Annotated in this window: 17 protein-coding genes and 1 tRNA gene; 10 read left to right on the top strand and 8 right to left on the bottom strand. The window is 44.6% G+C overall.

Annotation, left to right across the window (positions count from 1 at the left end; translation table 11 throughout):
* Positions 1 to 10 precede the first annotated feature (10 nt).
* The 3 genes from AC1DP6_RS24320 to AC1DP6_RS24310 all read left to right on the top strand — a co-directional run bounded on the left by AC1DP6_RS24320 (position 11) and on the right by AC1DP6_RS24310 (position 3,398).
* Positions 11 to 1,486, top strand: a complete 1,476-nt coding sequence (locus tag AC1DP6_RS24320; RefSeq protein WP_477057162.1) for a RagB/SusD family nutrient uptake outer membrane protein — start codon at positions 11 to 13, stop codon at positions 1,484 to 1,486.
* A gap of 77 nt (positions 1,487 to 1,563) precedes the next feature.
* Entirely contained in the window at positions 1,564 to 2,451 is an 888-nt protein-coding gene (locus AC1DP6_RS24315; RefSeq protein ID WP_477057161.1) for a substrate import-associated zinc metallohydrolase lipoprotein, read from the top strand.
* A gap of 35 nt (positions 2,452 to 2,486) precedes the next feature.
* Positions 2,487 to 3,398: a DUF4302 domain-containing protein gene (locus tag AC1DP6_RS24310; protein ID WP_477057160.1), complete on the top strand. Its 912-nt coding sequence runs from the start codon at positions 2,487 to 2,489 to the stop codon at positions 3,396 to 3,398.
* Between the two features lie 109 nt (positions 3,399 to 3,507).
* On the opposite strand, the gene AC1DP6_RS24305 is transcribed toward AC1DP6_RS24310, so the two are convergent.
* From AC1DP6_RS24305 to AC1DP6_RS24290, 4 genes are all read right to left on the bottom strand, one after another.
* The gene (locus tag AC1DP6_RS24305) at positions 3,508 to 4,980 is read right to left on the bottom strand and encodes a RagB/SusD family nutrient uptake outer membrane protein (protein WP_477057159.1); all 1,473 of its coding nucleotides are present in this window, start codon (positions 4,978 to 4,980) and stop codon (positions 3,508 to 3,510) included.
* 2 nt (positions 4,981 to 4,982) lie between these two features.
* Entirely contained in the window at positions 4,983 to 8,549 is a 3,567-nt protein-coding gene (locus AC1DP6_RS24300) for a SusC/RagA family TonB-linked outer membrane protein (RefSeq protein ID WP_477057158.1), read from the bottom strand.
* Positions 8,550 to 8,752: 203 nt separating this feature from the next.
* Entirely contained in the window at positions 8,753 to 9,760 is a 1,008-nt protein-coding gene (locus AC1DP6_RS24295; RefSeq protein WP_477057157.1) for a FecR family protein, read from the bottom strand.
* Entirely contained in the window at positions 9,760 to 10,344 is a 585-nt protein-coding gene (locus tag AC1DP6_RS24290; protein ID WP_477057156.1) for an RNA polymerase sigma-70 factor, read from the bottom strand. Before AC1DP6_RS24290 ends, AC1DP6_RS24295 begins: the two co-directional genes overlap by 1 nt.
* Positions 10,345 to 10,616: 272 nt before the next feature.
* On the opposite strand from AC1DP6_RS24290, the gene AC1DP6_RS24285 reads away from it, so the two are divergent.
* Positions 10,617 to 13,229, top strand: coding sequence for a DUF7133 domain-containing protein (locus AC1DP6_RS24285; protein WP_477057155.1), 2,613 nt, complete (start codon positions 10,617 to 10,619; stop codon positions 13,227 to 13,229).
* 641 nt (positions 13,230 to 13,870) lie between these two features.
* On the opposite strand, the gene AC1DP6_RS24280 is transcribed toward AC1DP6_RS24285, so the two are convergent.
* Together AC1DP6_RS24280 and AC1DP6_RS24275 are read right to left on the bottom strand one after the other, a co-directional pair.
* Positions 13,871 to 13,954, bottom strand: a tRNA-Leu gene (locus AC1DP6_RS24280).
* Between the two features lie 130 nt (positions 13,955 to 14,084).
* Positions 14,085 to 14,897, bottom strand: coding sequence for a 2,3,4,5-tetrahydropyridine-2,6-dicarboxylate N-succinyltransferase (locus tag AC1DP6_RS24275; protein WP_477025325.1), 813 nt, complete (start codon positions 14,895 to 14,897; stop codon positions 14,085 to 14,087).
* A gap of 141 nt (positions 14,898 to 15,038) precedes the next feature.
* Between AC1DP6_RS24275 and AC1DP6_RS24270 the strand changes: the two genes are divergently transcribed.
* The 6 genes from AC1DP6_RS24270 (at position 15,039) to AC1DP6_RS24245 (ending at position 22,562) form a co-directional block, all read left to right on the top strand.
* Positions 15,039 to 16,175, top strand: coding sequence for a glycosyltransferase family 4 protein (locus AC1DP6_RS24270; protein WP_477057154.1), 1,137 nt, complete (start codon positions 15,039 to 15,041; stop codon positions 16,173 to 16,175).
* Between the two features lie 16 nt (positions 16,176 to 16,191).
* Positions 16,192 to 16,758, top strand: a complete 567-nt coding sequence (locus AC1DP6_RS24265; RefSeq protein WP_477025327.1) for an L-threonylcarbamoyladenylate synthase — start codon at positions 16,192 to 16,194, stop codon at positions 16,756 to 16,758.
* A gap of 69 nt (positions 16,759 to 16,827) precedes the next feature.
* The gene (locus AC1DP6_RS24260; protein WP_477057153.1) at positions 16,828 to 18,264 is read left to right on the top strand and encodes a CCA tRNA nucleotidyltransferase; all 1,437 of its coding nucleotides are present in this window, start codon (positions 16,828 to 16,830) and stop codon (positions 18,262 to 18,264) included.
* 102 nt (positions 18,265 to 18,366) lie between these two features.
* Positions 18,367 to 18,945 (top strand): IS1096 element passenger TnpR family protein, encoded by a 579-nt coding sequence (locus AC1DP6_RS24255; RefSeq protein WP_477025329.1) that lies wholly within the window; start codon positions 18,367 to 18,369, stop codon positions 18,943 to 18,945.
* Between the two features lie 132 nt (positions 18,946 to 19,077).
* On the top strand, positions 19,078 to 19,980 hold the full coding sequence (gene miaA / locus AC1DP6_RS24250; RefSeq protein WP_477025330.1) for a tRNA (adenosine(37)-N6)-dimethylallyltransferase MiaA: 903 nt from the start codon (positions 19,078 to 19,080) through the stop codon (positions 19,978 to 19,980).
* Between the two features lie 215 nt (positions 19,981 to 20,195).
* Positions 20,196 to 22,562 carry an ABC transporter permease gene (locus tag AC1DP6_RS24245; protein ID WP_477057152.1) on the top strand — a complete coding sequence of 789 codons (2,367 nt, stop codon included), beginning with the start codon at positions 20,196 to 20,198 and terminating at the stop codon, positions 22,560 to 22,562.
* A 73-nt stretch (positions 22,563 to 22,635) separates the two neighbouring features.
* Here the strand turns inward: AC1DP6_RS24245 and AC1DP6_RS24240 are convergent, their stop codons facing one another.
* Positions 22,636 to 24,189 carry an OmpP1/FadL family transporter gene (locus AC1DP6_RS24240; protein ID WP_477057151.1) on the bottom strand — a complete coding sequence of 518 codons (1,554 nt, stop codon included), beginning with the start codon at positions 24,187 to 24,189 and terminating at the stop codon, positions 22,636 to 22,638.
* Between the two features lie 158 nt (positions 24,190 to 24,347).
* Positions 24,348 to 25,397, bottom strand: coding sequence for a hypothetical protein (locus tag AC1DP6_RS24235; protein WP_477057150.1), 1,050 nt, complete (start codon positions 25,395 to 25,397; stop codon positions 24,348 to 24,350).
* Between the last annotated feature and the right edge of the window lie 92 nt (positions 25,398 to 25,489).

The following is a 25,489-nucleotide window of genomic DNA, read 5'->3' as shown; positions in this document are numbered from 1 at the left end:
AAGAACTATCATGATGAAAAATATTATAAAAGTAAGTGTATTGATAGGTACTGGTGCGTTGCTATTAACCGCGTGCAATAAGTATCTGGAAGTAGATCCTGATAACAGAACCACCCTGGATACGCCCGACAAGGTGGCGCAAATGCTTACCTCGGCCTACCCGGATCAGGACTATATCTGTTTTAGCGAGTCTATGTCTGATAATGCAGGTGACAGAGGGCATTCGGGTGATCAATACAGTGGTGATCTCCGTGTAAACATTAATGCGTATAAGTTTATAGATTATGCGAGTACGGAACAGGGCTCTCCGGATGTTTACTGGCAAAGTTGTTATAAGGCAATCGCTGCAGCAAACCAGGCATTGGATGCTATTAATAAGGCGACTAACCAAACTGCCTATAGTCCTTATAAAGGAGAAGCTTTGCTGGCAAGGGCTTATGCACATTTTATGCTGGTGACTTTTTTCTCGAAGGCTTATGATGCAGCCACTGCAGCCACTGAACCCGGTATTCCATATGTGTTGGCACCGGAAAAAACCATCAATCCAAAATATGAAAGGAAAACGGTGAAGTATGTGTATGAAATGATTGAAAAGGATTTAACGGATGGATTACCGTTAATCAACAACAGCGCTTATAAAGTACCTTCTTTTCATTTCAACAAAGCTGCAGCAAATGCCTTTGCTGCCCGCTTCTACCTGTTTAAGAAAGACTATACCAAGGTACTAAATTATACCAGCCGGGTTTTCCCTGGCAATAATTTCGGGGACTACCTGCGTCCACTTAATACTACTTTTAGTACTGCCACCCGTGCAGAAAGACAGGCTGGATTTACAAGTCCTGATACAAAATCAAATCTGTTGCTTGCTACCGCTAACTCTGTATGGGCAAGAGCCTGGATTGGGTACCAGTATGGATTAAACGCAGCTATTTCCAGGAGTGTGTTTTTTTCCGGGAATATCACCAGAGGATCATTGGCCTATAATGTGTTTTATTATGGTTCCAATAACAACGATCAGGGCATCGAAAAGTGGCTGGAAAATTTTGTGCATACCAGCGCAGATATTGGTAATCCCTATATCTATGTACCGTTGTTTACTGCTGAAGAAGTATTATTTAATCATGCAGAGGCAAGTGCGCGGACGGGAAATTTCAATGCGGCTATCGCAGATTTGAACACCTACTATAGCACGAGGGTTAGTAATTATGATCCGGTTATTAACGGTATTACTTTAGATAAAATTACCAGTTATTATAATAAGGCCACAGATCCTCTGGATGCTACCATTCAGGCAATTCTCGATACACGCAGATCTGAGTTTATGCAGGAAGGAATGCGTTGGATGGATATCCTGAGAAATAAACTCCCGGTTACACACAAAGATGACAAAGGCGTTATTATCAATATTACTGCAGATGATCCAAGGAAAGTGTTACAAATACCACAGGTGGCACAGGCAAATGGATTGGCTCCCAATCCCAGGTAGCGGTGGTATTGATTCATGTTTGCATGGTAGATCATGCGTGTTGAAATAATATATACAACTGATTTAAATCTTTAAGAATGAAATATTTAAAATCATTCCTGTTACTGGTAATAATTGCAGGTGCTGTTATTTCCTGTAACAAGAAAGAAACGCTGGATAAGGATATTACCGGATTGGGCGGTGATTCATGGATACAGAGCTCCGTTGATAAGTGGTTATATGATTCTATGATAAAGCCCTATAATATAGAAATGAAATATAAATGGGATCAGTCGGAATTTGATAAGAGCCTGATACTGGTACCTCCGATCGAGAATAGAGTAGTCCCGGTAACACAGGATATTATCAGCATATGGATTGCACCTTATAATCAGACCGCAGGCGATTCTACTTTTATGAAGTTAAATACGCCGAAGCAAATTATGCTCTCAGGAAGTATTGCATTGCAAAGTAACGGTAATGCTGTAGCCGGCCTGGCAGAAGGCGGACTTAAAATACTGTTGTTCGGTATTAATTCCTATAGCAGGCAGGATAGTGGGAGAGTGGCCGATATGGCGCATCTGATCCATCATGAGTATACACATATCCTGAACCAGAAGAAAGCTTATCCAATAGCTTTTAACCAGGTAACACCGGACGGTTATACTGGTAACTGGAGCGCTTTGGACGACAATGATAATCCATGGACGCATGGATTCGTAACTAATTACGCACGAAAGGAGCCAGGTGAAGACATTGCCGAGCTGGTATCCACTATGTTGGTAATGGGCCGTGCCCGGTATGATTATACGCTTTATCATCCCTTCCCGGACTATCCTGACAGTCTTAATAATCCCGATGGTATCAGGTTGCTGAGAGAAAAAGAAAAAATAGTGGTGGGTTACTTTAGAGATGCTTATAACCTTGATTTCTATAGCTTACAAACCTCCGTTCAACAGCAGATCCATAATGTGTTGCATCGATAGGTGCAGGCAGTTATTTCACTATAAATTTTACAGAAATGATTAAATATCTGGTATATATTTTACTATTGGCTGCGGTGGTTTTTGTTTCCTGTAAAAAGGACCTTCATTCATCGGTTTTTGACAAATCTGCAGACCAACGGCTGAATGCTGTGCTGGCGAATTATCAGTCTATCCTGGTAGCAGCTCCTTATGGCTGGGTAGCAACGGTGGTCCCCAATCCGGAAGAAAACGACAACGTATATGCATTCTGGTTTAAGTTCAACGACAGCAATCGGGTGGCTTCGCGATGGAAAGACCAGCCATCATTGACCAGCAGTTACCGCCTTAAAGCATTACAGCAACCGGAATTAATATTTGATACTTATACTTACCTGCATTTGCTGGCGGATGCAGAAGCTAAAGTACCTGGTGCGCAGCCTGGTACAGGACTGAAGTCTGATTTCGAACTGGAAATTATTTCCGGTACGGCAGACAGCTTTGTTTTAAAAGGCAAGTACAACGGATCAGATGTTACTATGTCAAGAGCCACGGTGAAAGATACTTCCGGCAGTGTTGTTATTCCGGGATATCCGTTGGCAGCTAATTACCTGGATACTTCTGTACGTATCCTCTACAAGACAACGCAGGCAAATGGAACAATTGCAAACACTGTGAAGATTTCYGGAATTAAGACAGCCAATCCAATTAAATATGCAGGTACTGTGAGTGTAGACTACAGTGATCTGGGGGCGTCTGGCTGGCAGTACAACATCTTTGTAAAAAGTGCTGCGGATAAGGAAATAACAGTCACTATTAATAAAACGATGCAGCAGGGAATAAAAGAAGGTTCCTTTAAAGTGCTGGATAAATCTTATGATCCGGTGAGCGGGCGCATATACTTAAAAACATTTTATACTAATTCAGCAGGAGCAGATCGTGTTACCGAAGAAACACTTGTCCGGCAGTAATGTCTGGAGATATAAGTCCTCGTAATAGCGACTTTGGTTGATAACAGAGGCGGCAGTATTATTACTGCTGCAATTTAAATTTTGTAATGAAGATGCAGCTGTTAACCATTCACTCAGGTATCCTGGCATTAAGGCCAAGTGGTCTTAATGCCGGGTTAACCTGTAAAGCTTTGGCTGGTATCTCCAGTGTATAACCGGGATCGTTTTTTCGAAGTACAAATTGTTGCATGGCATGGACCTGCCCGTTTACTACCGGCGTAAAATAGTGGATAATAGCCGGACTGTTTGTTCGTCTGAGATCAAACCAGTTATGCAATTGAAACGCCAGTTCTTTTCTCCGCTCCGTCAGTATTTCGGGTAACGGGTTTGGCTGATTCATCAGGGGATAGGAGGCACCACCCTTTACGCGATTGTTTTTTAACAGGTAAATATCCGCTAGTGCTTTACCGGTTTCTCCCAGGTGCGCATTCGCTTCCGCCCTGTTAAGATAGGCTTCTGCCGTACGGAAGGAAAAGCAATAAATATTGCCGTAAGTGTTAAATGTTTTTGGAATAATCGTTGCATTATTGTCATAAAAATAGCCGCCTAACCGTTGATCAGCTCCGGCGTACAGCTGCAGGAGTTCCCTGGAAACACTAAAGCCATAACTATTTCCATCTCCGAAAATATTAAAGACATTGGGATTTAAATCATTATAAAAGGTATATATCACCTCGGGATTATCCACCCCCAAAAGACTGGAATAAAAATCAGACCGGACATTGTTTTGGGTAGTGATATCATTTAAGACAGATTTGATTTCAAGACATTTTCCTGCAAATGTGGCGGCCAGTTCCCAGTGTTGAAGATAGAGGTGTATCCTTGACAGCAACAGGTATACAGCAGCAGGAGAATAGTGATAAATGCTTCCCGCTTTCCCGGATGCCTGTACATAAACAAGCGCATTGTTGAGATCTTCCAGTATTTGATCATAAACAGCATGTACCGAACTTCTCGGGAGATAAGTATTTACTAAAGTACTGCTTGTTTGCAGTGGTACTCCCATAGAGTCGGCAATATTTGCCGGATCATAAGGTGTCCCCCAGATATTTATAAGATAATAATAAGCCAGCGCTCTGGAAAAATGTGCTTCCCCCAGTAAAAATTGTCTGGAAGAAATATCTCCCTGGATGTTTTCTCCTTCATCGGTAATAATGTTGCAAACCTTTATAATTCTATATAGTCCCAGCCAGGTGTTATTCAGGATAGCAGAGGGAGAACGTCTTTCATCATATTGGGCATCGTATATATTTTGCCAGGTGTAAAACGCGGAGTAAGCACCTCTCTCATCTACCGGAGGAGTGGGACCTGTACTTTCTGTTACATCAGCGGTCATCATATCCAGAAAGTAAAGAGACAAGTCGCTATTGGCCGACAGATTCCTGCTCCATCCTTCACCATTCAGCATTTCGGTATAATCTGTCACTGTTTTTGGGGTACGCAGATTATCGGCCGGGGTATCCAGGTACTTTTTACATCCACTGAAGATACATATGGAGGTAAGCAGGCAGATGATATATTTTAAGTAGTTAATTTTCATCATTGCTAAAAATTTACGTCCATACCAAGTGTCAGAGATGGCCGCCTGGGCATTGTTCCTGCGGGCAGTTCCGGGTCCTGACCATGCAGTTTTTTACTCGCCAGTAACAATACATCATGCACCTGTGTGTAACAGGAAATATCCTTAAACAGTTGCTTGCCGGCTTTGCGGGAATGAATAGTGTACTGCAGGGAAAGTGTAGAGAGGCTCACATGGCTGGCATTGACAGTCCGGATATCACTATTGTTATACATCTCAGATGGGAATGTAGACATCAGGTAAAGTGGGAGTGTTCCATTAAAGTATTGCATGGTAGCAGCATCAAAGCGATAATATTGTACAGGAGACATCGTAATGGGATCAACGAGATAAAGTCCGGATTGGTTACCCATGCGGGGGATATCAGTTGTTTTTTCATCGCCGGGTTGCTTCCAGCGGTTCTCAATGGCGGTAGAAGTATTTTCAGCCGGGTTAGGTATAAATCCTCCGCTTCCGTAAAGGTTGATCAGTCGTTGTTTATAGCCCAGCTTTATCCGGAAAACGGCACTAAGATTCCAGTTACGGTACCTGACATTCGTGGAGAAGCTACCATCTATTAAAGGGATACGACTGCCTACAGGAACGAAAACATTGGCGTAGTATTCTGCGACCGTTGGTTGAACCGCATAGTCTTTATCATAAATTCCCCGGAAAGTTGGAACTCCCTTGTTGTTGAGTCCTGTGAATCTGTAGGCATACATCGTATTGGGATCTGTCCCTGATTTGATAATGTTTCCATCCAGGTACTGTTGCTGATTGCCTATGATGCCGGGGTCCGTGAAGTTAGTTTGCAGTATGCGGGTTTTGTTAAATGAAAGATTGGTGCCTACATTCCATTTCCAGTTGCGTTGCCGGATGATTTGCCATTGCATACCGGCTTCTATACCGCTGTTGTCCACACCCGCACTGTTATACATGCCTGAATTAAAGCCGTTTTCTTCGGCCAGGTCTATATTGGCCAGCAGATTGGTGCTTCGTTTATTATAGGCTTCCACCGTTCCGTAAAACCGGTTGTTAAAAAAAGAAAAGTCTATGCCCACATTGAATACATATGTTTTTTCCCAACGCAATCCGGGGTTAGAGAAATTGGTCACGGCTGCCTGGCCATCCCCGGAAATAACATTCCGCGATGAATTGGAAATGGATAGATTCGGTGATTTTATTTCAGGTAACCCGATATTGTATCCGTAAGATATCCGGAGTGCGAGCAGGTTATCCGCATGCATCGTTTTTTTTATCCGGGGTTCATCGAGGATGCTCCATTTGATGGCGGCAGACCAGGTCCGCTGCCAGGTTTCATTGCCATATTGAGCAAAATAATTGGCCCCATCCTGCCGGATGTTAAAATTAAGTGTATATCTGTCTTTATAGGAGTATACCAGCATGCCGTACCAGCTCATCTGCCGGTATTTATTGATGATTTCTTCCGTAGGATGAATGCCTGAATAGGGAAAAAAATTGTTGTACAAGGGATATTCCTTTGCTGATGGGGGATGAGCTACCTTTCCACTATCAGGATAATATCCAAGTATAAAAAGCTTGTTGATATCGTATTTTGATTGTCTTAATTCATTGCCGGCCAGCAATTGTATATAGTGCGAAGGGGTAGTGAAATTATATTCTATGGAATGACGGATGGTATAGTCACGTTGTTGGGTATTTGCTTCCTGGTATTCGCCTCCCGCCGGAAGAATGATATTTTGTTTTGCAGCATCACTGTATACCATACCCGGCCCCAGTCCCAATCGGTATTTAGAGGCAATATAATCGGTTGTCTCTCCTGCATAACTATTGTTTCGTGACCCGGACATCCCCAGGCCATATAATCCGTGAAGTTTAAATGAACGAAGAAATGTCCAGTCTGCATAGATGACTGCCTTGTAGGTGTTCACCAACGTCCTGGTATGGCTGTTCTCCATGTCAGAAACAATATTGGACAATGCCACCTGAGAAGTGTCCATTACATAATTGGGCAGCGACCAGTTAGGAGTAAAAGGAGAAGAGCTGTAATACATTCGCTGCTGTCCTATGGTATAGGGCAGGCTCCTGGATGTATTATAGGCATACTGGTAAGGATTTGTCCGGTAAGGATAGGTGCCTGCGTGCTGAGAGCCGGATAACTTGATCCCTGCCTGAAATCCGGGGATAGGATGATAAGTAAGCCCGATCATCCCGGAATATTGCCTGGCTTGTGTGAAGATGGCAGGTCCTTTCTGAGTGGCATAGCCCATAGACAAATAATACGCAGTTTTACTCCCACCTCCGTTTACAGATAAATGATAGTTTTGCGCAACACCGTTGTTGAACAGGATATCGAACCAGTCTGTATTCATGGATTCGTAGCCTCTTTCCAGTTCCTCCAATTTTTCTTTGCTCATATTCCCGTTAAGAAAGGCCGTATAGTCCCGTTCAAATCCCTGGGGAAGGATGCCATTTGAAAAGGGTAATTTTTCATCTATAATTTCTTTTGACAACGCCATCCTCTGTGAGGCGTTCATCCGGTTCAATTGATGATAGCTGGGCCGGAAGGTAATATTGGTCATTTGCGAAAATGTAATGGCCGGTGCTTTATGCAACATTCCGTTACGGGTAGTAATCAGGATCACGCCATTACCACTATTGACTCCGTATAATGCCGTTGCCGCTGCGTCTTTCAATACATCTATTTGTTTGATGTCTTTGGGATTCAGGCCGGTGATCGGACTGGTCATCAGGTTTACATCGTCCAGTGAGTTTACACTGGCAGCATCCAGTTTCACCGGCGGATTACTGATAATACCATCAATCACCCAAACAGGCTCCCGGTTCCCCAGTAGTGTGGCTGTTCCGCGTAGCCTTATTTTAGGAGCAGCTCCGGGATTGGTACTGTTCACATTGATAGACAGGCCAGGTGCCTGGCCCTGCAGCATGTTGTCTATAGAAAGCTGATCATTGCGATCCAGGCTACCAGCTACAATATTGGTCACCGAGGCGGCAGAATATTTTTGTTTAATATTGGAATACCCGTTTATCACCACTTCGTTAATAGCAGTTAATACGGGTTGCAGAGAAATTGACAGGAATGCAGGGCTTTTAATGGGTACCTGCTTCGTTTGCATACCAATGTAGGTTACCTGTAATATTGCATAGGGCTTCACGCTAAGATGGAATATGCCGGCGGGATCACTCTTTGTACAATTGTTACTCCCTTTTTCAATGATTGTGGCCTGTGGCAAAGGATTTCCATTTGTGTCTGATATACGGCCCGTCACTTCATTTACTGATAAGAGCTTGTCTTCACTATGGGTGGGTATGATGGCAATGATTCCATTTGTATGAACAATACGCAGCGCCTGATCTTTTAACAGTAGCTGTAATATGTTGTCGACCGTTTCGTTATCAACCTGCAGGCTTACAGGAGGGAGCTTTTTAATTTCCTCCGTGTTGTAAAAAAAAGCGGTGCCTGTTTTTTCTGTAATCAGTCCTAAAACGTATGTGATATGTTTGTGCCTTACGTGAATTGAAATGCGCGGAGATTGGGCATTGGCAGTCACTGCGAGTAAACAAATGACAAAGCAAAATGAACATTTAAGGTATGATGGTAAGGACAGATGTAACCAGTCCTTCAAAAGACAATTGGATTGGTTCATCAAATTTATGCGATAATGATGGATAACAAAAGAATGATATCAACTTTGGCCTGTCATTGTACTTCTCTAAGCAAAAACTCCTCTCAATCCTGAAAGATAAATAATTATTATTTTATTTCAATGGTGCGGTTTAAGGTATCGATATTAAAATTAACAGGAGAAGCAGTGGTAGCTTTTATCAACTCCAATAATGGGAGAATGTTTTCAGGCCTGGGCATTAACGGAACATTATAATGCAGGCGGTTGAATTGCTCGGTTGTAAAAATAATCCTGTAGTCATAACGTAAGCCCAATTGTTTCATTAAATCATCAAAAGCAACATCCGTAAATGCAATTTGTCCTGATTTCCAGGCAAGGGCGGTTGCTGTACTGCCGGTACTTACATGCAATGCACCGGTGAGGGTATCATATGCTGCCTGTTGTCCAGGCTGGAGGTATTGTCTAGTGGCAGGCTGATCTACCCTTCCTACAGCAATTTTACCTTGTGTCAGGGTCGTGATGATCTGTCTTCCATAGGCGTTAATGTTAAACGAAGTCCCCAACACCTGTACTATCTGGCTATTCACTTTAACGATGAATGGTTGCTGTGTATTGGCGGCGATCTCGAAATAGGCCTCACCACTCATTTCCACTATTCTTTGTTTGCCGGTAAAAGCCGGTAAGTAATGTAACCGGGAACCAGCATTCAGCCATATTTTACTGCCATCAGGTAAGATAACTGGTTGTGTATTGTTTTTCGGTGTTTCCCGGGTGATATACTTAAGCCCATCGGTAGCAGGCAGGCTTCTTTGCTTAAAAAACAACCATGCCGACGCGGCTATGGCAAGCGGTATGAAAATAACGGCAGCATAGCGTATTACCTTGCGCCATATGGGAACAACAGCAGTAGCCGGCAGTGATAACCGGGCTTTGAGTTTCGCAAGATCCTCCGCTGTATTTACGCCTTCCCACCCCTTCAGTTCACCTGCCTGTGTACGGATAGCAATTATTTCCTTTAAAAGTTCAAGTTCTTCCTCACTCATTTGCCCGGTAGATACAGGTAATCCGGTTTGCTCATCGAGCAAATGATGGATCTTCTCCCAATCTATTTCCGTGTTTTTTCTATGCTTACCCATTATATTGTATTAAGACAGTTGAAAAGGAAAAAAGGGTGACTCCCCATATAAGAGGTGGACAAAATCAGGATGGACAAAATTTCACGGTTTTGTCTCAGGAATAGGTAGGCTTTCCGGATTTGTGTTTTTACGGTATTGATGGAAATATTCATTTGTGCAGCTATCTCCAGGTACTTTAATCCTTCCATAGCGCTCATCGTAAAAATCTTGCGCCGTTGTTCCGGTAATTGGTTAATGGCTTTTAAAAGCCTTATACTGTAATTTTCATTTTCCTTGTTGCCTGGTTGCAGATCATCCTCACTATAGAGCAATCTTTCAATTCCTTGCTGGTGACGGAGTTTTACCTGCTCACTTTCAAGATAGTTAAGGCTCCTGTTTTTAACGGAAGTATAGGCATAAGACTCAAAGTTATCAGGCTGCTCCTGAAGTATATATTTTTCCCAGTATTTCACAAAAAAATCCTGCACGATATCCTTTGCTGCATCATTGTTTTTCACAATACTATAAGAAAACTGACACAGTACTTCGTAATACTTATTAAATAAATATTCCAACCTGATCTGGCTAAGGCTTGAATTGCTCATATTATTGCTAACACTAAAATGGCGTCGGAATTACTGTGTTGATTGTAACCTTTTCATTAGTAAATATAAGTGATATAAACATATGATGCCGATGAAATCAAAGCCGAGCTGCTAACCTTGTTCTCCCCATTTATACTATAAGATGATAGCCATTCAATCGTTTTTTATGCCGCTCCCCAAATAATTCCGACCTGAAAATTTATTTTTTCTATATTGATCAGTGCTTTTGATAAAGCATCGAATAATCCTACATATTAATACAGCGAACAAAAATGATGAAATTTTCTATTGGCCTGATCTATTCTCTTGCAGTATTTATTGGCGCAAAACAATTCGTTGGAGACACTTTAACAGGTTCTCCCAATCCTCCTGAATTAACTATTACCAGGTTTGCTGGTCCTGATGTAACGCCCAGCCCCGCCTGCCTCGCAGTTGCGCCTACCGGCGAAGTGTTTGTAGGCGTGGATATGATCGGTTCACTGGGGAAAGATCCGGGTAAAGGCCGGATTCTTAAGCTGATCGATAAGGATAACGATGGTAAAATGGACCAGCACATTGAATTTGCAACAGTGGATAACCCACGTGGTATCATTGTGCAGGGCAACCGGGTTTTTGTATTGCACACCACGTTTTCCAGTGAAACCGGCAAAGCTACGGGAATGGCCCTGGTTGTTTTTGAAGACAAAGACGGGGATGGAAAAGCAGACGGACCTCCTCAACCACTTGTTGAAAATCTTAGCAATACCAAATACATACAGGAGCGTGGAACAGATCATGCTACTAATGGAATCAGAATGGGTATTGATGGCTGGATCTATATTGCGGTAGGTGATTTTGGGTTTCATAACGCAACAGATCGTTCCGGTAAGAAACTGACCATGCTGGGCGGTGGTATTGTCCGGGTACGCCCTGATGGTACCGAAATGGAGATATTTACCCACGGTACACGCAATGTATACGATGTGGCTATTGATCCATATATGAATGTTTTTACGAGAGAAAATACCAATGATGGCGGTGGATGGAATGTGCGGTTTTCCCACCATATCCAATCCGGGGAATATGGATACCCGGTATTGTTTCAGCATTTTACAGATGAAATAATGCCAGCCCTGGCGGATCTGGGCGGTGGCTCCGGTACAGGCGCCTTATTTATGGCGGAACCCAATTGGCCTGAGAAATACAATAACGTTCCAATGATGGCGGATTGGGGACGCAGCATGCTGTACATTCACAGGGTAACACCTGATGGCCCTACATTCACCCAAAAAGAAGAAGAGTTTATAGGACTTCCTCAGATCACGGATCTGGATGTGGACGGATCCGGCAGACTTTACCTTTCCGCATGGGATGGCGCAGGCTATTCCGGCAGTCCGGATAAAGGTTATGTGATTCGGGCAGTACCGAACAACTGGACTTATCAGCCATTTCCTGACGTGGCCAAAGCCCCGGTTGAGGAATTAGCACGATTGCTTAAATCGGCCAGTGCAGTAGCCCGTTTGAACGCCTCCCAGGAATTAATTGCGCGTGGGGATAAACAAGCCATTGCTGCTGCATTGGAGATTGCTTCAGATGCTCAATTGCCTTTATACGCCCGTGTGGCCGGTATCTATACTTATGCGCAGGCGGCCGGTGCAGATGGCATCCCTGCCCTAACAGCATTAACTAAAGATGCTTCCATGAGGGAACATGCATTGCGGGCTTTGGCAGACCGAAAAGGTATCATTAAAGATGTTGCTACTGAACCTTTCCTGGAAGGCCTTAAAGATCCGTCTCCGCGCGTGCAGGCTGCTGCCATAATCGGACTGGGACGCTTAGGCCGTATTGAAACTGCCAATGCTTTATTGCAAACAAAAGTTCCTGCATCATTTGTCGCACCAGTGAAAGATGTGGAAGGACCGCACGCTACGCCTAATTCAGCTATTGTGCTGCCTCATCTGGCTGTTCAGTCCCTCGTAAATCTTCATGCAGTAGATGCCGYCGTAGCAGGAATCAACGGCGAAAACGCCATCCTCGCATTGTGGGCCTTACGTTACATGCATGATCAGAAAGCAGTGAGTGGCTTAATAAGTGCTTACCAGCTGTCGAAAGATGCGAAGTTAAAACAGCAGATCATTATCACGTTAGCACGCCTCTACAGAAAAGAAGATACCTATGATGCCTCCTGGTGGTGGGGTACCAGACCGGATTCGCATGGCCCCTATTACAAAGGCGTAACCTGGGAAGCATCGCCAGCTATCGAAAAATTCCTCAAACAGGAGTCACTGAAGAAAGGCCCTGCCGGCATAGCTTTTTTCAGAGATCTTGACGCCCGCGACAGAATGGATATTCCTGCATTCGCAGCGCCGAAAAAAGTGGAAGCTGTAGCAGCTAAAGAACCTAAAATAGATCTGGAAAAAATTAAAAGTAAAAAAGGTCAGGTGGGCAAATCATCTATCGAAGATGTTTTGTTGGCCGTTAATAAATTAAAAGGAGATCCTGTCAGAGGGAAAGTATTGTTTACCAACCAGGGCTGCGTGGCCTGCCACAGTATTAACAAGGGAGAGATCATGAAAGGTCCCTTCATGGGACAAATCGGATCTATCATGAACCGGGAGCAGATCGCAGAATCCATTCTCAAACCTAGTGCATCTATTTCACAGGGATTTGCCACAGTGATGATCACGGCGAAAGGTAACAAGTCTTATATGGGATTTGTTACAGAAGAAACGGCTGCTAAGGTAGTCATGAGAGATATCAGTGGTACCGTATTCACCGTTAAAACAGCAGATATCCTGACCCGTAAGGAAATGAAAACATCTATGATGCCGACTGGTCTTGCTAATGCATTATCGTACGACGAATTTGCATCGCTTGTTACTTTTCTGTCTCAGCAAAAGAAATAAAGCAACCGCTAGAAGTTGATGCCCGATAATTGGGCTAAGTATAATATAAACTAAAAGCCCGCTCATTTGAGCGGGCTTTTAGTTTCAGGTACGCGTGTTTAAATACCAGGCGCCAGAAGTTTATCTTTTATCCGGCTAATGCTGTTGCATAATGCCGGGAGAAGGGTTTTTTTTAGGATCAGCTTGACAAACCGGGGTTATACATCCGGAACTCACCCCCGCATCAAGTCCACCTCAAGTCCACCTCTGCTGCAGTACTTCTATATGTACATAGCGGATCTCAAGCATAGGATCGACGGAGTCACCATAATGAAGAGGTAATGCTGACTATAATGATGGGTGTTCTTACCGTTAGTGGATCAGGTTAAAAAATTGAGGAATATCTTTTTTCAATATTCTCTAAATGCCATTCAACCAATGCTTACCATTTATACATCTGGAATTCATCCCCGCGTCAAGTCCACATCAAGTCCACATCAAGTCCGCATCAAGTCCACCTCTACTGCACTGATACTATACGTATTTAGCGGGTGCTAAGTATAGCATCGGCAGAGCCTACATAATGAAAAGGTAATGTTGACTATAATTACCGGGGGGCTTCCTGAAAATAAAAAAGGACAAACCTAAGTTTGTCCTTTTTGTGCCCAGAACTGGATTCGAACCAGCACATCCTTGCGAACGCTGCGACCTGAACACAGTGCGTCTACCAATTTCGCCATCTGGGCATCGCATGTCCCCGTTAAGGGATTGCAAAAGTAAGCGTTTTTTTAAATTCACCAAATTTTTTTTCGCGGCCCCAAAAAAAATCGCGCAAAGCCCTAAAATGCCCTGCGCGATTCACGAAGAAGGTGATATTTATACTGCTACATTAAATTCACGCAGCGTATCATTTAAACTTGTTTTCAGATCAGTGGAAGCTTTACGCTGACCAATAATCAGAGCACAGGAAACCTGGTATTCGCCGGCAGGGAATTTCTTGGTATAAGTACCAGGAATTACCACACTGCGGGCAGGTACACGGCCCTTATATTCAATCGGCTCGCTGCCGCTTACGTCAATGATTTTGGTAGACTGTGTCAGAACTACGTTAGCGCCTAATACCGCTTCTTTTTCTACTCTTACACCCTCTACTACGATACAACGGGAGCCTACAAAAACACCGTCTTCAATGATCACCGGACTTGCCTGTAATGGCTCCAGTACACCACCAATACCCACACCACCACTCAGATGTACGTGTTTACCGATTTGTGCGCAGGATCCTACGGTGGCCCAGGTATCAACCATGGTACCTTCATCAACAAATGCACCGATGTTTACATAAGACGGCATCAGGATGCAACCTTTGGCGATAAAAGCGCCATAACGTGCTATCGCATGAGGAACAACTCTTACGCCCAGTTCTTTATAGTTGGACTTCAATCTCATTTTATCATAGAACTCAAACGGAGGTACTTCCATTGTTTCCATGGGTTGTATGGAGAAATACAGTAAGATGGCTTGTTTTACCCACTCATTCACCTGCCAGCCGTTTTCTGTTGGTGCTGCAACTCTCAGATGTCCTTTATCTACCGCCTCTATTACCGCTTTAACTGCATCCGTGTACTGTGTCTCCTGTAAGAGGCTGCGATCAGCCCAGGCAGCCAGTATTTGTTGTTGTAAATCCATTGTCGTTTTTTTTGCAAACATAATACCTAGAATGGGAAATTACGAATGGGAAATTACGAATTACGGATTTGTATAAGATAATAACGGGTATTCTCCCCACAAATCCGTAATTCATAATCCGTAATTCGTAATTTTGACCCCATGAAAATAGGATTCGATGCCAAGCGCGCGTTCCAGAATGACACCGGTTTAGGGAACTATAGCCGTACCCTTATATCATCTCTCGTAAAGGATTTTCCGGAAGATGAGTACTACCTGTTTGCCCCTAAGCAAACGCCCATGTACGACCTGAGTGCTATGCCGGAACTACAGGTAGTGTTGCCTGGAAAGCAGCTGCATCGCTGGCTTAAATCAGCCTGGCGCAGCCGCTTTGTGGTGAAGGACCTGTTGCGTTATCAGATGGATCTTTACCATGGCCTCAGCCACGAGTTACCTTTTGGAATCCACAAAAGCGGTATCCGTTCTGTGGTGACCATGCATGACCTTATTTTTGAAAGATACCCGGAGCAATACAACTGGATAGATGTGCTTACCTATCGCCGCAAGGCCCGCTACGCTTGTCAGCATGCGGATAGGGTGGTGGCCATCAGCGAGCAAACAAAGCAGGACCTGATCAATTATTACCAGACGCCGGCCGATAAAATAGCGGTGGTATACCAAAGCTGTGATCCGGCTTTTGGCGTTACCTGGGCGGATGATGAAATTGCGGCTATAGGTGCTAAATACCAGCTGCCTTCCCAATATTTTCTGTATGTRGGCTCTCTGATTGAGCGTAAAAACCTGTTGGGCATCGTAACGGCCATGAATACACTAAAAGGATCGATGGACCTGCCGTTGGTGGTGCTGGGCAATGGCAGCGGTTATAAAAAGAAAGTAAAGGATTACCTGGTGGCCAACGGCCTTACGCAGCAGGTGATCTTTCTGAATGAGCATGTCCGCCTGGAAAACAATGAGCTGCCCGGGCTTTACCAGGGTGCGATGGCGCTGATTTATCCCTCCATTTTCGAAGGCTTTGGTATTCCTATCCTGGAGGCATTGTGGAGCCGTACACCGGTTATTACCTCTCATGGTTCCTGTTTTGCAGAAACAGCAGGAGATGCAGCCCTGTACGTAGATCCCCTGGATCCCCGCACCATTGCCCATGCTATGAAACAGGTGGTGGATAACCCCTCGCTGGTAAAACAGATGCAGGAAAAGGGCTGGCAGCATGCACAACAATTTACACCGCAAAAATGTGCAGCGGCCATGATGAAAGTATACAAACAACTAAATAACTAAATAACCACATACCGAAATGTTTGAAGATGATATCAGTGCGGCGATGCCGGTGCTGCGCAATGGAGGGCTGATCCTTTATCCGACAGATACAATCTGGGGCATTGGCTGCGATGCTACCAATGAGGCAGCCGTGCAGAAAGTTTTTGACCTGAAAAAGCGGAGCGAAAGCAAAAGCCTGGTAATATTATTGGCAGATGTGAAGGACCTGTTGCATTTTATCGCCAATCCCCGGCCCGATATCGCGGATATTATTGCCGGTTTCACCCGTCCTACTACCGTGATTTATGAAGGCGCGCTGGGCCTGGCCCCCAATGTCATCAGCGAAGATGGCAGTATCGCCATCCGTATTGTAAAAGATCCTTTTTGCCGCCATCTGATAAAAAGACTGCGTAAACCATTGGTGTCTACCTCTGCCAATATCAGCGGAGCACCTTCTCCCGCCCGCTTTTCCGATGTAACGGACGATATCAGGAATGGTGTGGATTATATCGTGAAACACAGGCAGGAAGAAGCTGCCAACAGCATCGCATCCAGGATCATCCGGATAAACAAAGACGGATCAATAGCGATAATCCGGGATTAAAAACGTTTATTTATTACATTTGCGCCCTGGTTTCAGCGAAAGGAATAAATTTAACAGGAATATTTTAATATGATCAGCAGCAAGCCGTTGGACATACCCTGCTCCCTGCAGGAAAGAAAAGTGCTGGAAAAGATAGCATTAGCAGCCCACGAATTGGGGGTGCCTGCCTATCTGATCGGTGGCTTTGTGCGGGATAAACTGTTGGGAAGGAAAACAAAAGACATGGACATTGTGTGTGTAGGTGATGGTATCACCCTCGCACATAAAGTCGCAGAAAGCTTAGGCAACAACATTCCCGTTAGTTTCTTTAAAACTTATGGTACTGCTCAGGTAAAATGGAATGAGCTGGAAATGGAGTTTGTAGGCGCGCGCAAAGAAAGCTACCGCCGGGAATCACGTAATCCGGAAGTATCTGCCGGTTCCCTGCAGGACGACCAGAACCGCCGTGATTTTACCATCAATGCTATGGCTATTAGCCTGAAAGATGCAGATTATGGCTCCCTGCTCGATCCTTTCGACGGACTGGCCGATCTTGATAAGAAAATTATCCGTACCCCACTGGCGCCGGCACAAACTTTCAGTGATGATCCCCTGCGCATGATGCGCGCTATCCGCTTCGCATCACAGCTGCAGTTCACCATCGAAGCCTCCGCCTTTACGGCCATTCAGGAAAATGCAGAACGCATCCGTATCATTTCCCAGGAAAGAATTACCGATGAGTTTAATAAAATTATGCTCTCGTCAAAACCCTCTGTAGGGCTGGATCTTTTATACAAGGCCGGCCTGCTCAAAATCATTTTCCCCCAAATGATCGATATGGTGGGCGTAGAGATGAACGAAGGGAAGGGGCACAAAGATAATTTTTATCATACCTTGCAGGTAGTAGATAATATCTCGGTAAATACCCGGGATCTGTGGCTCCGCTGGTCCGCTTTATTACACGATATTGGCAAACCAGCTACCAAAAAATTTGAACCGGGTCATGGTTGGACTTTTCATGGCCACGATGCGGTAGGAGGTAAAATGGTGCAGCGTATTTTTACCCGCATGAAATTACCATTGAGTGATAAAATGAAACTGGTAAAGAAATTGGTAGAACTACACCTGCGACCCATCAGTCTCACTAAAGAGAACATAACAGACTCGGCTATCCGCAGATTACTCTTCGATGCCGGAGATGATATAGAAGGACTCATGATGCTCTGTGAAGCGGATATTACCTCAAAAAACAAAGCCAAGGTAAAACGTTACCTGGAAAATTTTGAACTGGTACGCAGGCGGTTGAAAGAAGTAGAGGAGAGCGACCGGATCCGCAACTGGCAACCACCCATAACCGGCGAAATGATCATGGAAACATTTGGGCTGAAACCCGGCAGGATCGTAGGCGATCTGAAAAGCGCCATCAGAGAAGCCATCCTGGATGGCGAAATCCCAAATACTTACGATGCAGCTTATGCTTTTTTATTGGAAAAAGCCGGCGCATTGAATCTAAGCCCGGTTAAATAAAATTGGTAATTTTACATAACCATAATAAGTATTCACTAGCATTTAGAACCTACCGCTAACTGCGGCCTGTTTAAACATTACATAACTTATAACCTTTTTGTCATGCCGGTTTTGAAATTCAGAGTTTACTGGGAAGAAGATGAAAGTGTCTACAGAGACATTGCCATTAAGCCGAATCAGACGTTTTTAGTATTTCACCAAGCAATTTTGCAAGCATTCGAATTTGATTCAAAACATAAGGCTACCTTTTTCCGTAGCAACGATAACTGGCAACGCGGCCGGGAAATTATCCTGGAAGCCGATAACCAGCCACGTAAAGCAGAACCCCTGCTCATGGTGGATACGGTGATAGCTGCTGCTGTAAAAGATCCTAATCAGAAATTTATCTATCTCTACGACTTCGCCAAAAACTGGTCTTTCCTGGTAGAACTGATCGGCGTGTCAAAAGACGAAAACAGTAAAATAGTATATCCTGCCTGCGTACGTAAAGAAGGCCTCGCACCCAGTCAATATGGCACCAAAGGCCTCGTTGGCGACAAGCTCGTGGAAATGGAGGAAAAATATGACCTCAATAAAGAAGGTATGGATGCAGACGGATTTGGAGAAGAAGGGGAAGAAAGTGATGCCCTGGGCGGCGATGGCGCTGAAGAATTCGGCACAGAAGAAGATAATAGCTTTTAAAATAATTACGAATTACGAATTTCAAATTACGGATTTGCGGATAGATAACAGCGGATAGCCTTCGCTTTACCATCTAGCCACAAATCCGTAATTCGTAATTTGAAATTCGTAATTCTATCTTACTACTCGTTTATGCAAAAAACCGTCATCATTATCGCAGGGCCTACAGCGTCAGGTAAAACAGCATTGTCCGTTCAACTGGCACAACTGTTCCATACAGCTGTTATCTCTGCGGATTCCAGGCAATGCTACCGCGAAATCAGTATCGGTACCGCAAAGCCTTCCCCGGAAGAACTGGCGGCGGTACCACACTATTTTATTGACTCACACAGCATTCAGGAAGAAGTAAATGCCGGCGTCTACGAAAAACTTGCCCTGGGATATACGGCCGATATATTCAAAAACAATGACATCGCCGTGATGTGCGGAGGCACCGGCCTCTATATCAGGGCTTTTGCAGATGGTATCGATGATATGCCCGCTATCGCCCCAGGCATCCGTACACACCTGAATGAACAGTTTGCCCTTCACGGCCTGCCATGGCTACAACAACAGCTCCAGGAACGCGACCCCGGATTTTATGCGACCGCCGAAATCCAGAACCCACAACGACTGATCCGCGCTCTGGAGGTATTAGATGCCACCGGACAATCAATCACTACTTTTCGCAGTGCTACCCGCTCGCAGCGCGATTTCAACATCATTAAAATAGGGATTACCCCTCCCAAAGAAATATTACATCAGCGCATCCACCAACGGGTAGATCATATGGTACACGCCGGCCTGGTAGAAGAAGTCAGATCTGTTATCCCTTACCGCGAACACAACGCACTGCGCACTGTTGGCTACCAGGAAATTTTCAGCTTCCTGGATGGATATATCTCCCTGGATCAGGCCATAGATGATATTAAAACTCATACCCGCCAATACGCAAAAAGACAATTGACCTGGTTCCGGAAAGATCCCGCTTTTCAATGGTTCGATCCACGCGACGATGAAGAAATCATCAGCTATGTACAGCAACAGCTGCTGTAAATGAGCTGTTCCGTGAGATGTTTTCAACATCGGAAAATCTGCTGCGGTACTTATCTCTCCAAAAAATAAATACGGACAGCCGTTGTGCTAAAACCGGACATTTATAATTAAGCTGCTATATATAAATAATTTATTTTTATAGAGATGATATCATGGCATTTTGTTCGCTGCGTGGTATCTTTTTACAGCAGCTTCGCCCATGCAAACTTCCGCTTATGTTGAAAAATTACCTGAAAATCGCCTGGCGCCACCTCATCAAAAACAGGCGCTTTACTATCCTGAATCTCATCGGTCTATCTACCGGTCTCGCCTGTACGTTGCTCATCTATTTATGGGTACATGATGAATGGTCATTTGATCATTTTCACAAAAATGACTACCGGCTCTTTCTGGTAATGGAAAACAAGCCACATGAAAAAGGGATTACTACTTCCGCTGAAACCCCTGCATTACTGGGAGAAACACTCGTCACAACGATGCCGGAAGTGGAATACGCTGTGGTAAGTACGCCACCTTCCTGGTTCTCCAAAGTAGCCGTGTCGGCAGGAGATAAAAATGGCAAGGCAGCCGGCATCTTTGCAGGGAAAGACTATCTCCGCGTTTTTTCATATCCGTTGATAGCCGGGAATCCGCAACAGGTACTACAGGATAAAAATGGTATTGTGATTTCTGCTAAGCTGGCAAAGGAACTTTTTCGCGACGGGGACAATGCAATCGGCAAAACCATTAGCTGGCAGTTCGATCTTACCAAAAAAAGCAGTATTGTCACCGGCGTTTTTAAAGAAACCCCCGCTAATTCTTCCACACAATTCGATTTTATATTGCCTTTTGATGCCTTCAAAGACATTATGGGAATAACGGGAATGGATCCGCAGGGGCCCTTCCTGACCTATCTCGTTATGAAAGAAGGCACCCATATTCCTGCTTTCAATGCGAAGTTGAGCAGTTTCATGACCAACATCACCAAAGGAGCTACTACCCCACGAAATATGTTCCTGCAGCATTACAGCGATAACTATCTGTATGGCAATTATGAAAATGGAGTAGCTGTTGGTGGCCGCATCAGTTATGTAAAATTGTTTTCTCTGATCGCACTCTTTATTATCCTGATTGCTGCAATCAACTTCGTAAATCTCTCTACAGCCAAAGCCGCCGGCAGGATGAAGGAAATGGGTATCCGCAAGGCAGTGGGCGCCAATCGCATTTCACTGATCGGGCAATATCTCAGTGAGTCAATGTTGCTCACCTTTCTGTCACTGATCATTGCTTTGATAATGGTAATGGTGCTGTTACCGCATTTCAATCAGCTTACGGGCAAAACGCTGACATTGGATATGAGTCCTGCATTGCTTTTGGGCATATTGGCTATCACATTGATCACAGGCCTGCTGGCAGGCAGTTATCCGGCGTTATATCTTTCCCGTTTTAGCCCGTTAACTGTGCTGAAAGGGAAGATACAACAGGCCACCGGCCAGCTGCTGGCACGCAAAGGATTGGTGATATTTCAGTTTACGTTGTCGGTTATATTTATGGTAGCTGTGATAACCTTTTACCGTCAGATAGCTTATGTACAATCACAAAAAACCGGTTACGATAAGGATAACGTGGTATACTTTGACGCAGAAGGAAAAGTACCGGAAAGCATGCCTGCCTTTTTAGCTGCGGTGAAGAGAATACCCGGCGTAGTAAATGCCTCCGGCATGGTAGGAAATGTGCTGGGCGCACCTTCTATGGGCTATAACTGGAAGGGGAGAGGTACGGTGGAAACCATCCTGTGCCGCCCTTTGATGGTAAACTATGACATGATTGAAACACTGGGAATTGAAATGACCGCTGGCCGCCCGTTCTCCCGCGACTTTGGTACGGACAATACAAAAATAATTTTCAATGAAGCCGCTATTAAAGCCCTGGGGATTGCAGATCCTGTAGGGAAAGTGATTGAGTTTARTGGTATAAAGACGGAGATAGCCGGCGTGGTGAAGAATTTCCATTTTCAGTCGCTGCATGAAAACATCAAACCACTGTTTTTTATGCTGGATTTTCGCAACACTACAGTAATGGTGAAAATAAAAGCGGGTCAAACGAAGGCTGTGCTGGCGCAGTTGGCGGCTTTTTATAACACTTATAACCCTGGTTTTACATTCGACTATAAATTTCTGGATGATGATTACCAGGCCCAATACACAGCAGAAAAAAGGGTAGCGGCGCTATCTGAATATTTCACCGCGCTGGCAGTGCTGATCTCCTGTCTTGGGCTGTTTGGACTAGCCGCCTTTACCGCCGAAAGCAAACGTAAAGAAATCAGTATCCGCAAAGTATTAGGTGCTACCGCCGCAAATGTAGTGATGATGCTTTCGCGGCAATTCCTGCGTGCGGTGCTGATCGCCATATTGATAGGGTTGCCGCTGGCCTGGTATTGCATGGATCGCTGGCTGAGTAGCTTCGCCTATCATATTCGTTTAGGCGCTGATGTATTTTTAGTGGTGGGTGCTGCAATGCTGTTGATCACCTTGGTGACAGTGAGTTTTCAGGCAGTACGGGCAGCATTGGAAAACCCGGTAAAGAGTTTGAAGATGGAGTAGTAATCGGATAGGTCCATATAAAAAAACGTCCGGATGTAATTACATCCGGACGTTTTTTTATATGAATGATCGTTTAGAATTTGAATCCTAAAGTCAGTAGAATATTACTTCTGGTATAATCCAGTGTAGCCGCTTTAGGCGTCATTGCTGCGCTGGTTACAACCGTGTAAGGCTGGTATCTGTCGTTACCCTGTGTATAGCTATAGGTAGCATCCGCATAAAAACCTTTATTACGGAAACCAATACCACCGCTGTAAACTTTACGGGAAGCATCTACACCTGCGTTATAGCCATCATTGCTGTAAGGATTGCCATACGCTGCAAAACCTAGTCTTACCGCATACATGGCCTGGAATTTAACTTCGGCGCCTGCATGAATATTGGAAGTAGATTTATAAATGGAGCTGATATTACCGTTCAGACTATTTTGTGTTTTTCTGTCATCGCTCATTTTAAACTTACCGGAAGCCTGGTTTACAAATTCGTAATCAGCGGTAATAAAACCTTGTGTGGTTTTAGGTGCTGACAGATCACCAAAGAAATAAGACGCGCCGGCAGCAGCACGTAATGGTGCAGTATAGTTATAATCGTATTCTACCGGATAACCTTTTGTTTGGTCCAGGGAAAATGCCTGCTGTTCGCCTTTATCATTCTCTACATCTGAGAAAAGTTCTGAGGTGTAGCTATCATGAATAGAATACCAGGTAGGTGTAACGAAAGTACTACCTAATCTGAAGTGATCAGATATTTTGTACAGAATACCCAGTTTAGCGCCAAATCCGAGACCGGTGCGTTTCAGGTATTTGTTGTAATCCATGTATTTAAATTCGTTGTTAGTGATGCCGGTAGCATCATCTTCTGACCAGTTGAGGGTTTCTTTATAGTTAATACTGGGAAGGTTAATACTACCACCGATATAAAGACGATTACCATAGTTACCGCCCACCGCAAAAGTATATTCATTCAGTCCACCTTCTGTTTTCAGCGTGCCTCTTTGTTGTATGCCCGCAAGATTACCTATTTGTCTGGATGGAGAAGCAAGTGTCATCAGTTCCTTATTTCCGGTGGTCGGCTGATAATCAGCGAACAGGCCGGTAGCGTTGGCAAGGTCGCTACCCAATGCGAGGGTAGAGCCGCCGGCATCAAAAAAGTCATCCACCCATACATCGCTCAGCGAGGATTTATTATTGCGTCCTGCGATGGTGATTTCGTTGTTATAATTGGCGAGGCGCTCCATTCCCAATGAAAAGGAGATGTTATTCCAGGTGCTTGCTCCATCGTTTTTATTAGTCGCCATCACTACACCAATAGAAGGCATCTGGAAGTTAGAGCGGGAGCCTTTATTATCAAGCTGATTATTACCAAGGTAATTAGCCGTGAATTGAGAGATACCTACACCACCCGAGATGTGAAACTCACCGGTTTTAAAGATGGCAATACCTGCCGGGTTAATATGTGCTGATGAATAATCTCCTCCAAGACCCACACCTGTACCACCCAGTGCCTGGGTTCTTGCAGTACCATGAGGTTGCATGGGGGAGTAAAGTAGTGCGTCGTTGGAACTTTGGGCCATGGCTGTTACAGATATAAACAAGCCGCCTAAAAGAGGATAAAGTCTTTTAATCATGATCTGTATACTTAAAAATGAGATTTGCTTGCAGGCTATTCTAGTGATGCTAACGTGTTCTGCAATATGTTGTATAACGGTTATGTGGGCAAAACCTTGTATGAAGATAAAAAATAAGCGTAGGTTTTTAGGCTACGCTTATCTTGTCAATGTTTTTATTAACGGCCACCTCTGGAAGGACGACTGTATCCACCGCCGCCACCGCCACCGCTTCCACCGCTGCTGCGACCACCACCAGAACTAGGGCTGGGGGTATAGCTAGGTGCAGGAGAAGGAGCTGGTCTGCTGTATTCTGCACGTTGCGGACGGGAATAACCACCGTTATTACTTCCGCTGTTGCTGTTGTCTTGATAAGTAGGTCTTGTCACTGGTCTTTCAGAGCTGGACTGCTGGAATACCCGGCGTGGTCTGTCACCGGATCCGCTGCCTGGATTTACTGTACCACCATTACCACCACCATTTGCAGGTTGGAAAGTACCGGTTCTGTTAGGACGGCTATAACCGCCGCCACCGCTGCCTCCACCGTTACTGTTGGTATAATTGGCTCTTGGTACTCTTTCGCCATTGCCTCTTACAGCACCATAGGAGTTGGAAGGACGGCTGATGTAATGACCGCCACCATAGTAGCCGCCATGTCCGTAGTATCCGCCGCCACCATAATAGCCACCACCATAGTATGGATAGTAGTAAGAAGGCCAGTAGCTGCCTACATAAGGATATCCCCATCCACCACCGTAGAAACCGGAGTTCCATGGGCTATAGAAACCACCCATGCCCCAACCGATACCAAGGCTCAGTGAAGGACCATAGAAGCTGCTGTATGGGCTGTAACCCATGCCAAATCCACCGTATCCCATGCCATAGCTATTCATATACAGACTGGATGCTGCATTATATCCATCCCAGTAATCACCGGAATAGTTGCTGCCACCATTGCCAAATCTGTTCAGACGACGTTGATAATCTCCCTGATCTTCATCCTGGTAAGTCACATAGTTGCCACCATCCGTTTGATCTCCCTCTACATAGTTTGCATCGTTTTCATCCTGCTTGCTATTACCGTTCGAACCATTGGTGGAGGCATAGGTACGCTGCTGCTGACGCGGAGAATAATATACATCATCCGGAGTCTGAGCCGTTTTATAGGTACTGGAACACGCTCCCAGTGCGAGCGATGCGGCCAGTCCAATGTATAATATAGGCTTCATTTGAAATATGTTTTAAGCGTGATTCGTATAGTAAATTTACTCCTTTTTAACGGATTTAATGGGAAGAAAGTTACAATAACATAGTCCAGGTT

The organism is Chitinophaga sp. 01L420, from assembly GCF_056399985.1.
Note: the sequence above shows the minus strand (reverse complement) of the source record. Positions and strands in the feature narration are given on the sequence as shown.

Bases quoted from the DNA above. Each gene is read 5' to 3' on its own strand.
- AC1DP6_RS24290 (WP_477057156.1), bottom strand. From the start codon at position 10,344: ATGAGCAATTCAAGCCTTAGCCAGATCAGGTTGGAATATTTATTTAAT.
- AC1DP6_RS24260 (WP_477057153.1), top strand. From the start codon at position 16,828: ATGATCAGCAGCAAGCCGTTGGACATACCCTGCTCCCTGCAGGAAAGA.
- AC1DP6_RS24255 (WP_477025329.1), top strand. From the start codon at position 18,367: ATGCCGGTTTTGAAATTCAGAGTTTACTGGGAAGAAGATGAAAGTGTC.
- AC1DP6_RS24305 (WP_477057159.1), bottom strand. From the start codon at position 4,980: ATGATGAAAATTAACTACTTAAAATATATCATCTGCCTGCTTACCTCC.
- AC1DP6_RS24240 (WP_477057151.1), bottom strand. From the start codon at position 24,189: ATGATTAAAAGACTTTATCCTCTTTTAGGCGGCTTGTTTATATCTGTA.
- AC1DP6_RS24275 (WP_477025325.1), bottom strand. From the start codon at position 14,897: ATGGATTTACAACAACAAATACTGGCTGCCTGGGCTGATCGCAGCCTC.
- AC1DP6_RS24295 (WP_477057157.1), bottom strand. From the start codon at position 9,760: ATGGGTAAGCATAGAAAAAACACGGAAATAGATTGGGAGAAGATCCAT.
- AC1DP6_RS24235 (WP_477057150.1), bottom strand. From the start codon at position 25,397: ATGAAGCCTATATTATACATTGGACTGGCCGCATCGCTCGCACTGGGA.
- AC1DP6_RS24265 (WP_477025327.1), top strand. From the start codon at position 16,192: ATGTTTGAAGATGATATCAGTGCGGCGATGCCGGTGCTGCGCAATGGA.
- miaA (WP_477025330.1), top strand. From the start codon at position 19,078: ATGCAAAAAACCGTCATCATTATCGCAGGGCCTACAGCGTCAGGTAAA.
- AC1DP6_RS24320 (WP_477057162.1), top strand. From the start codon at position 11: ATGATGAAAAATATTATAAAAGTAAGTGTATTGATAGGTACTGGTGCG.
- AC1DP6_RS24315 (WP_477057161.1), top strand. From the start codon at position 1,564: ATGAAATATTTAAAATCATTCCTGTTACTGGTAATAATTGCAGGTGCT.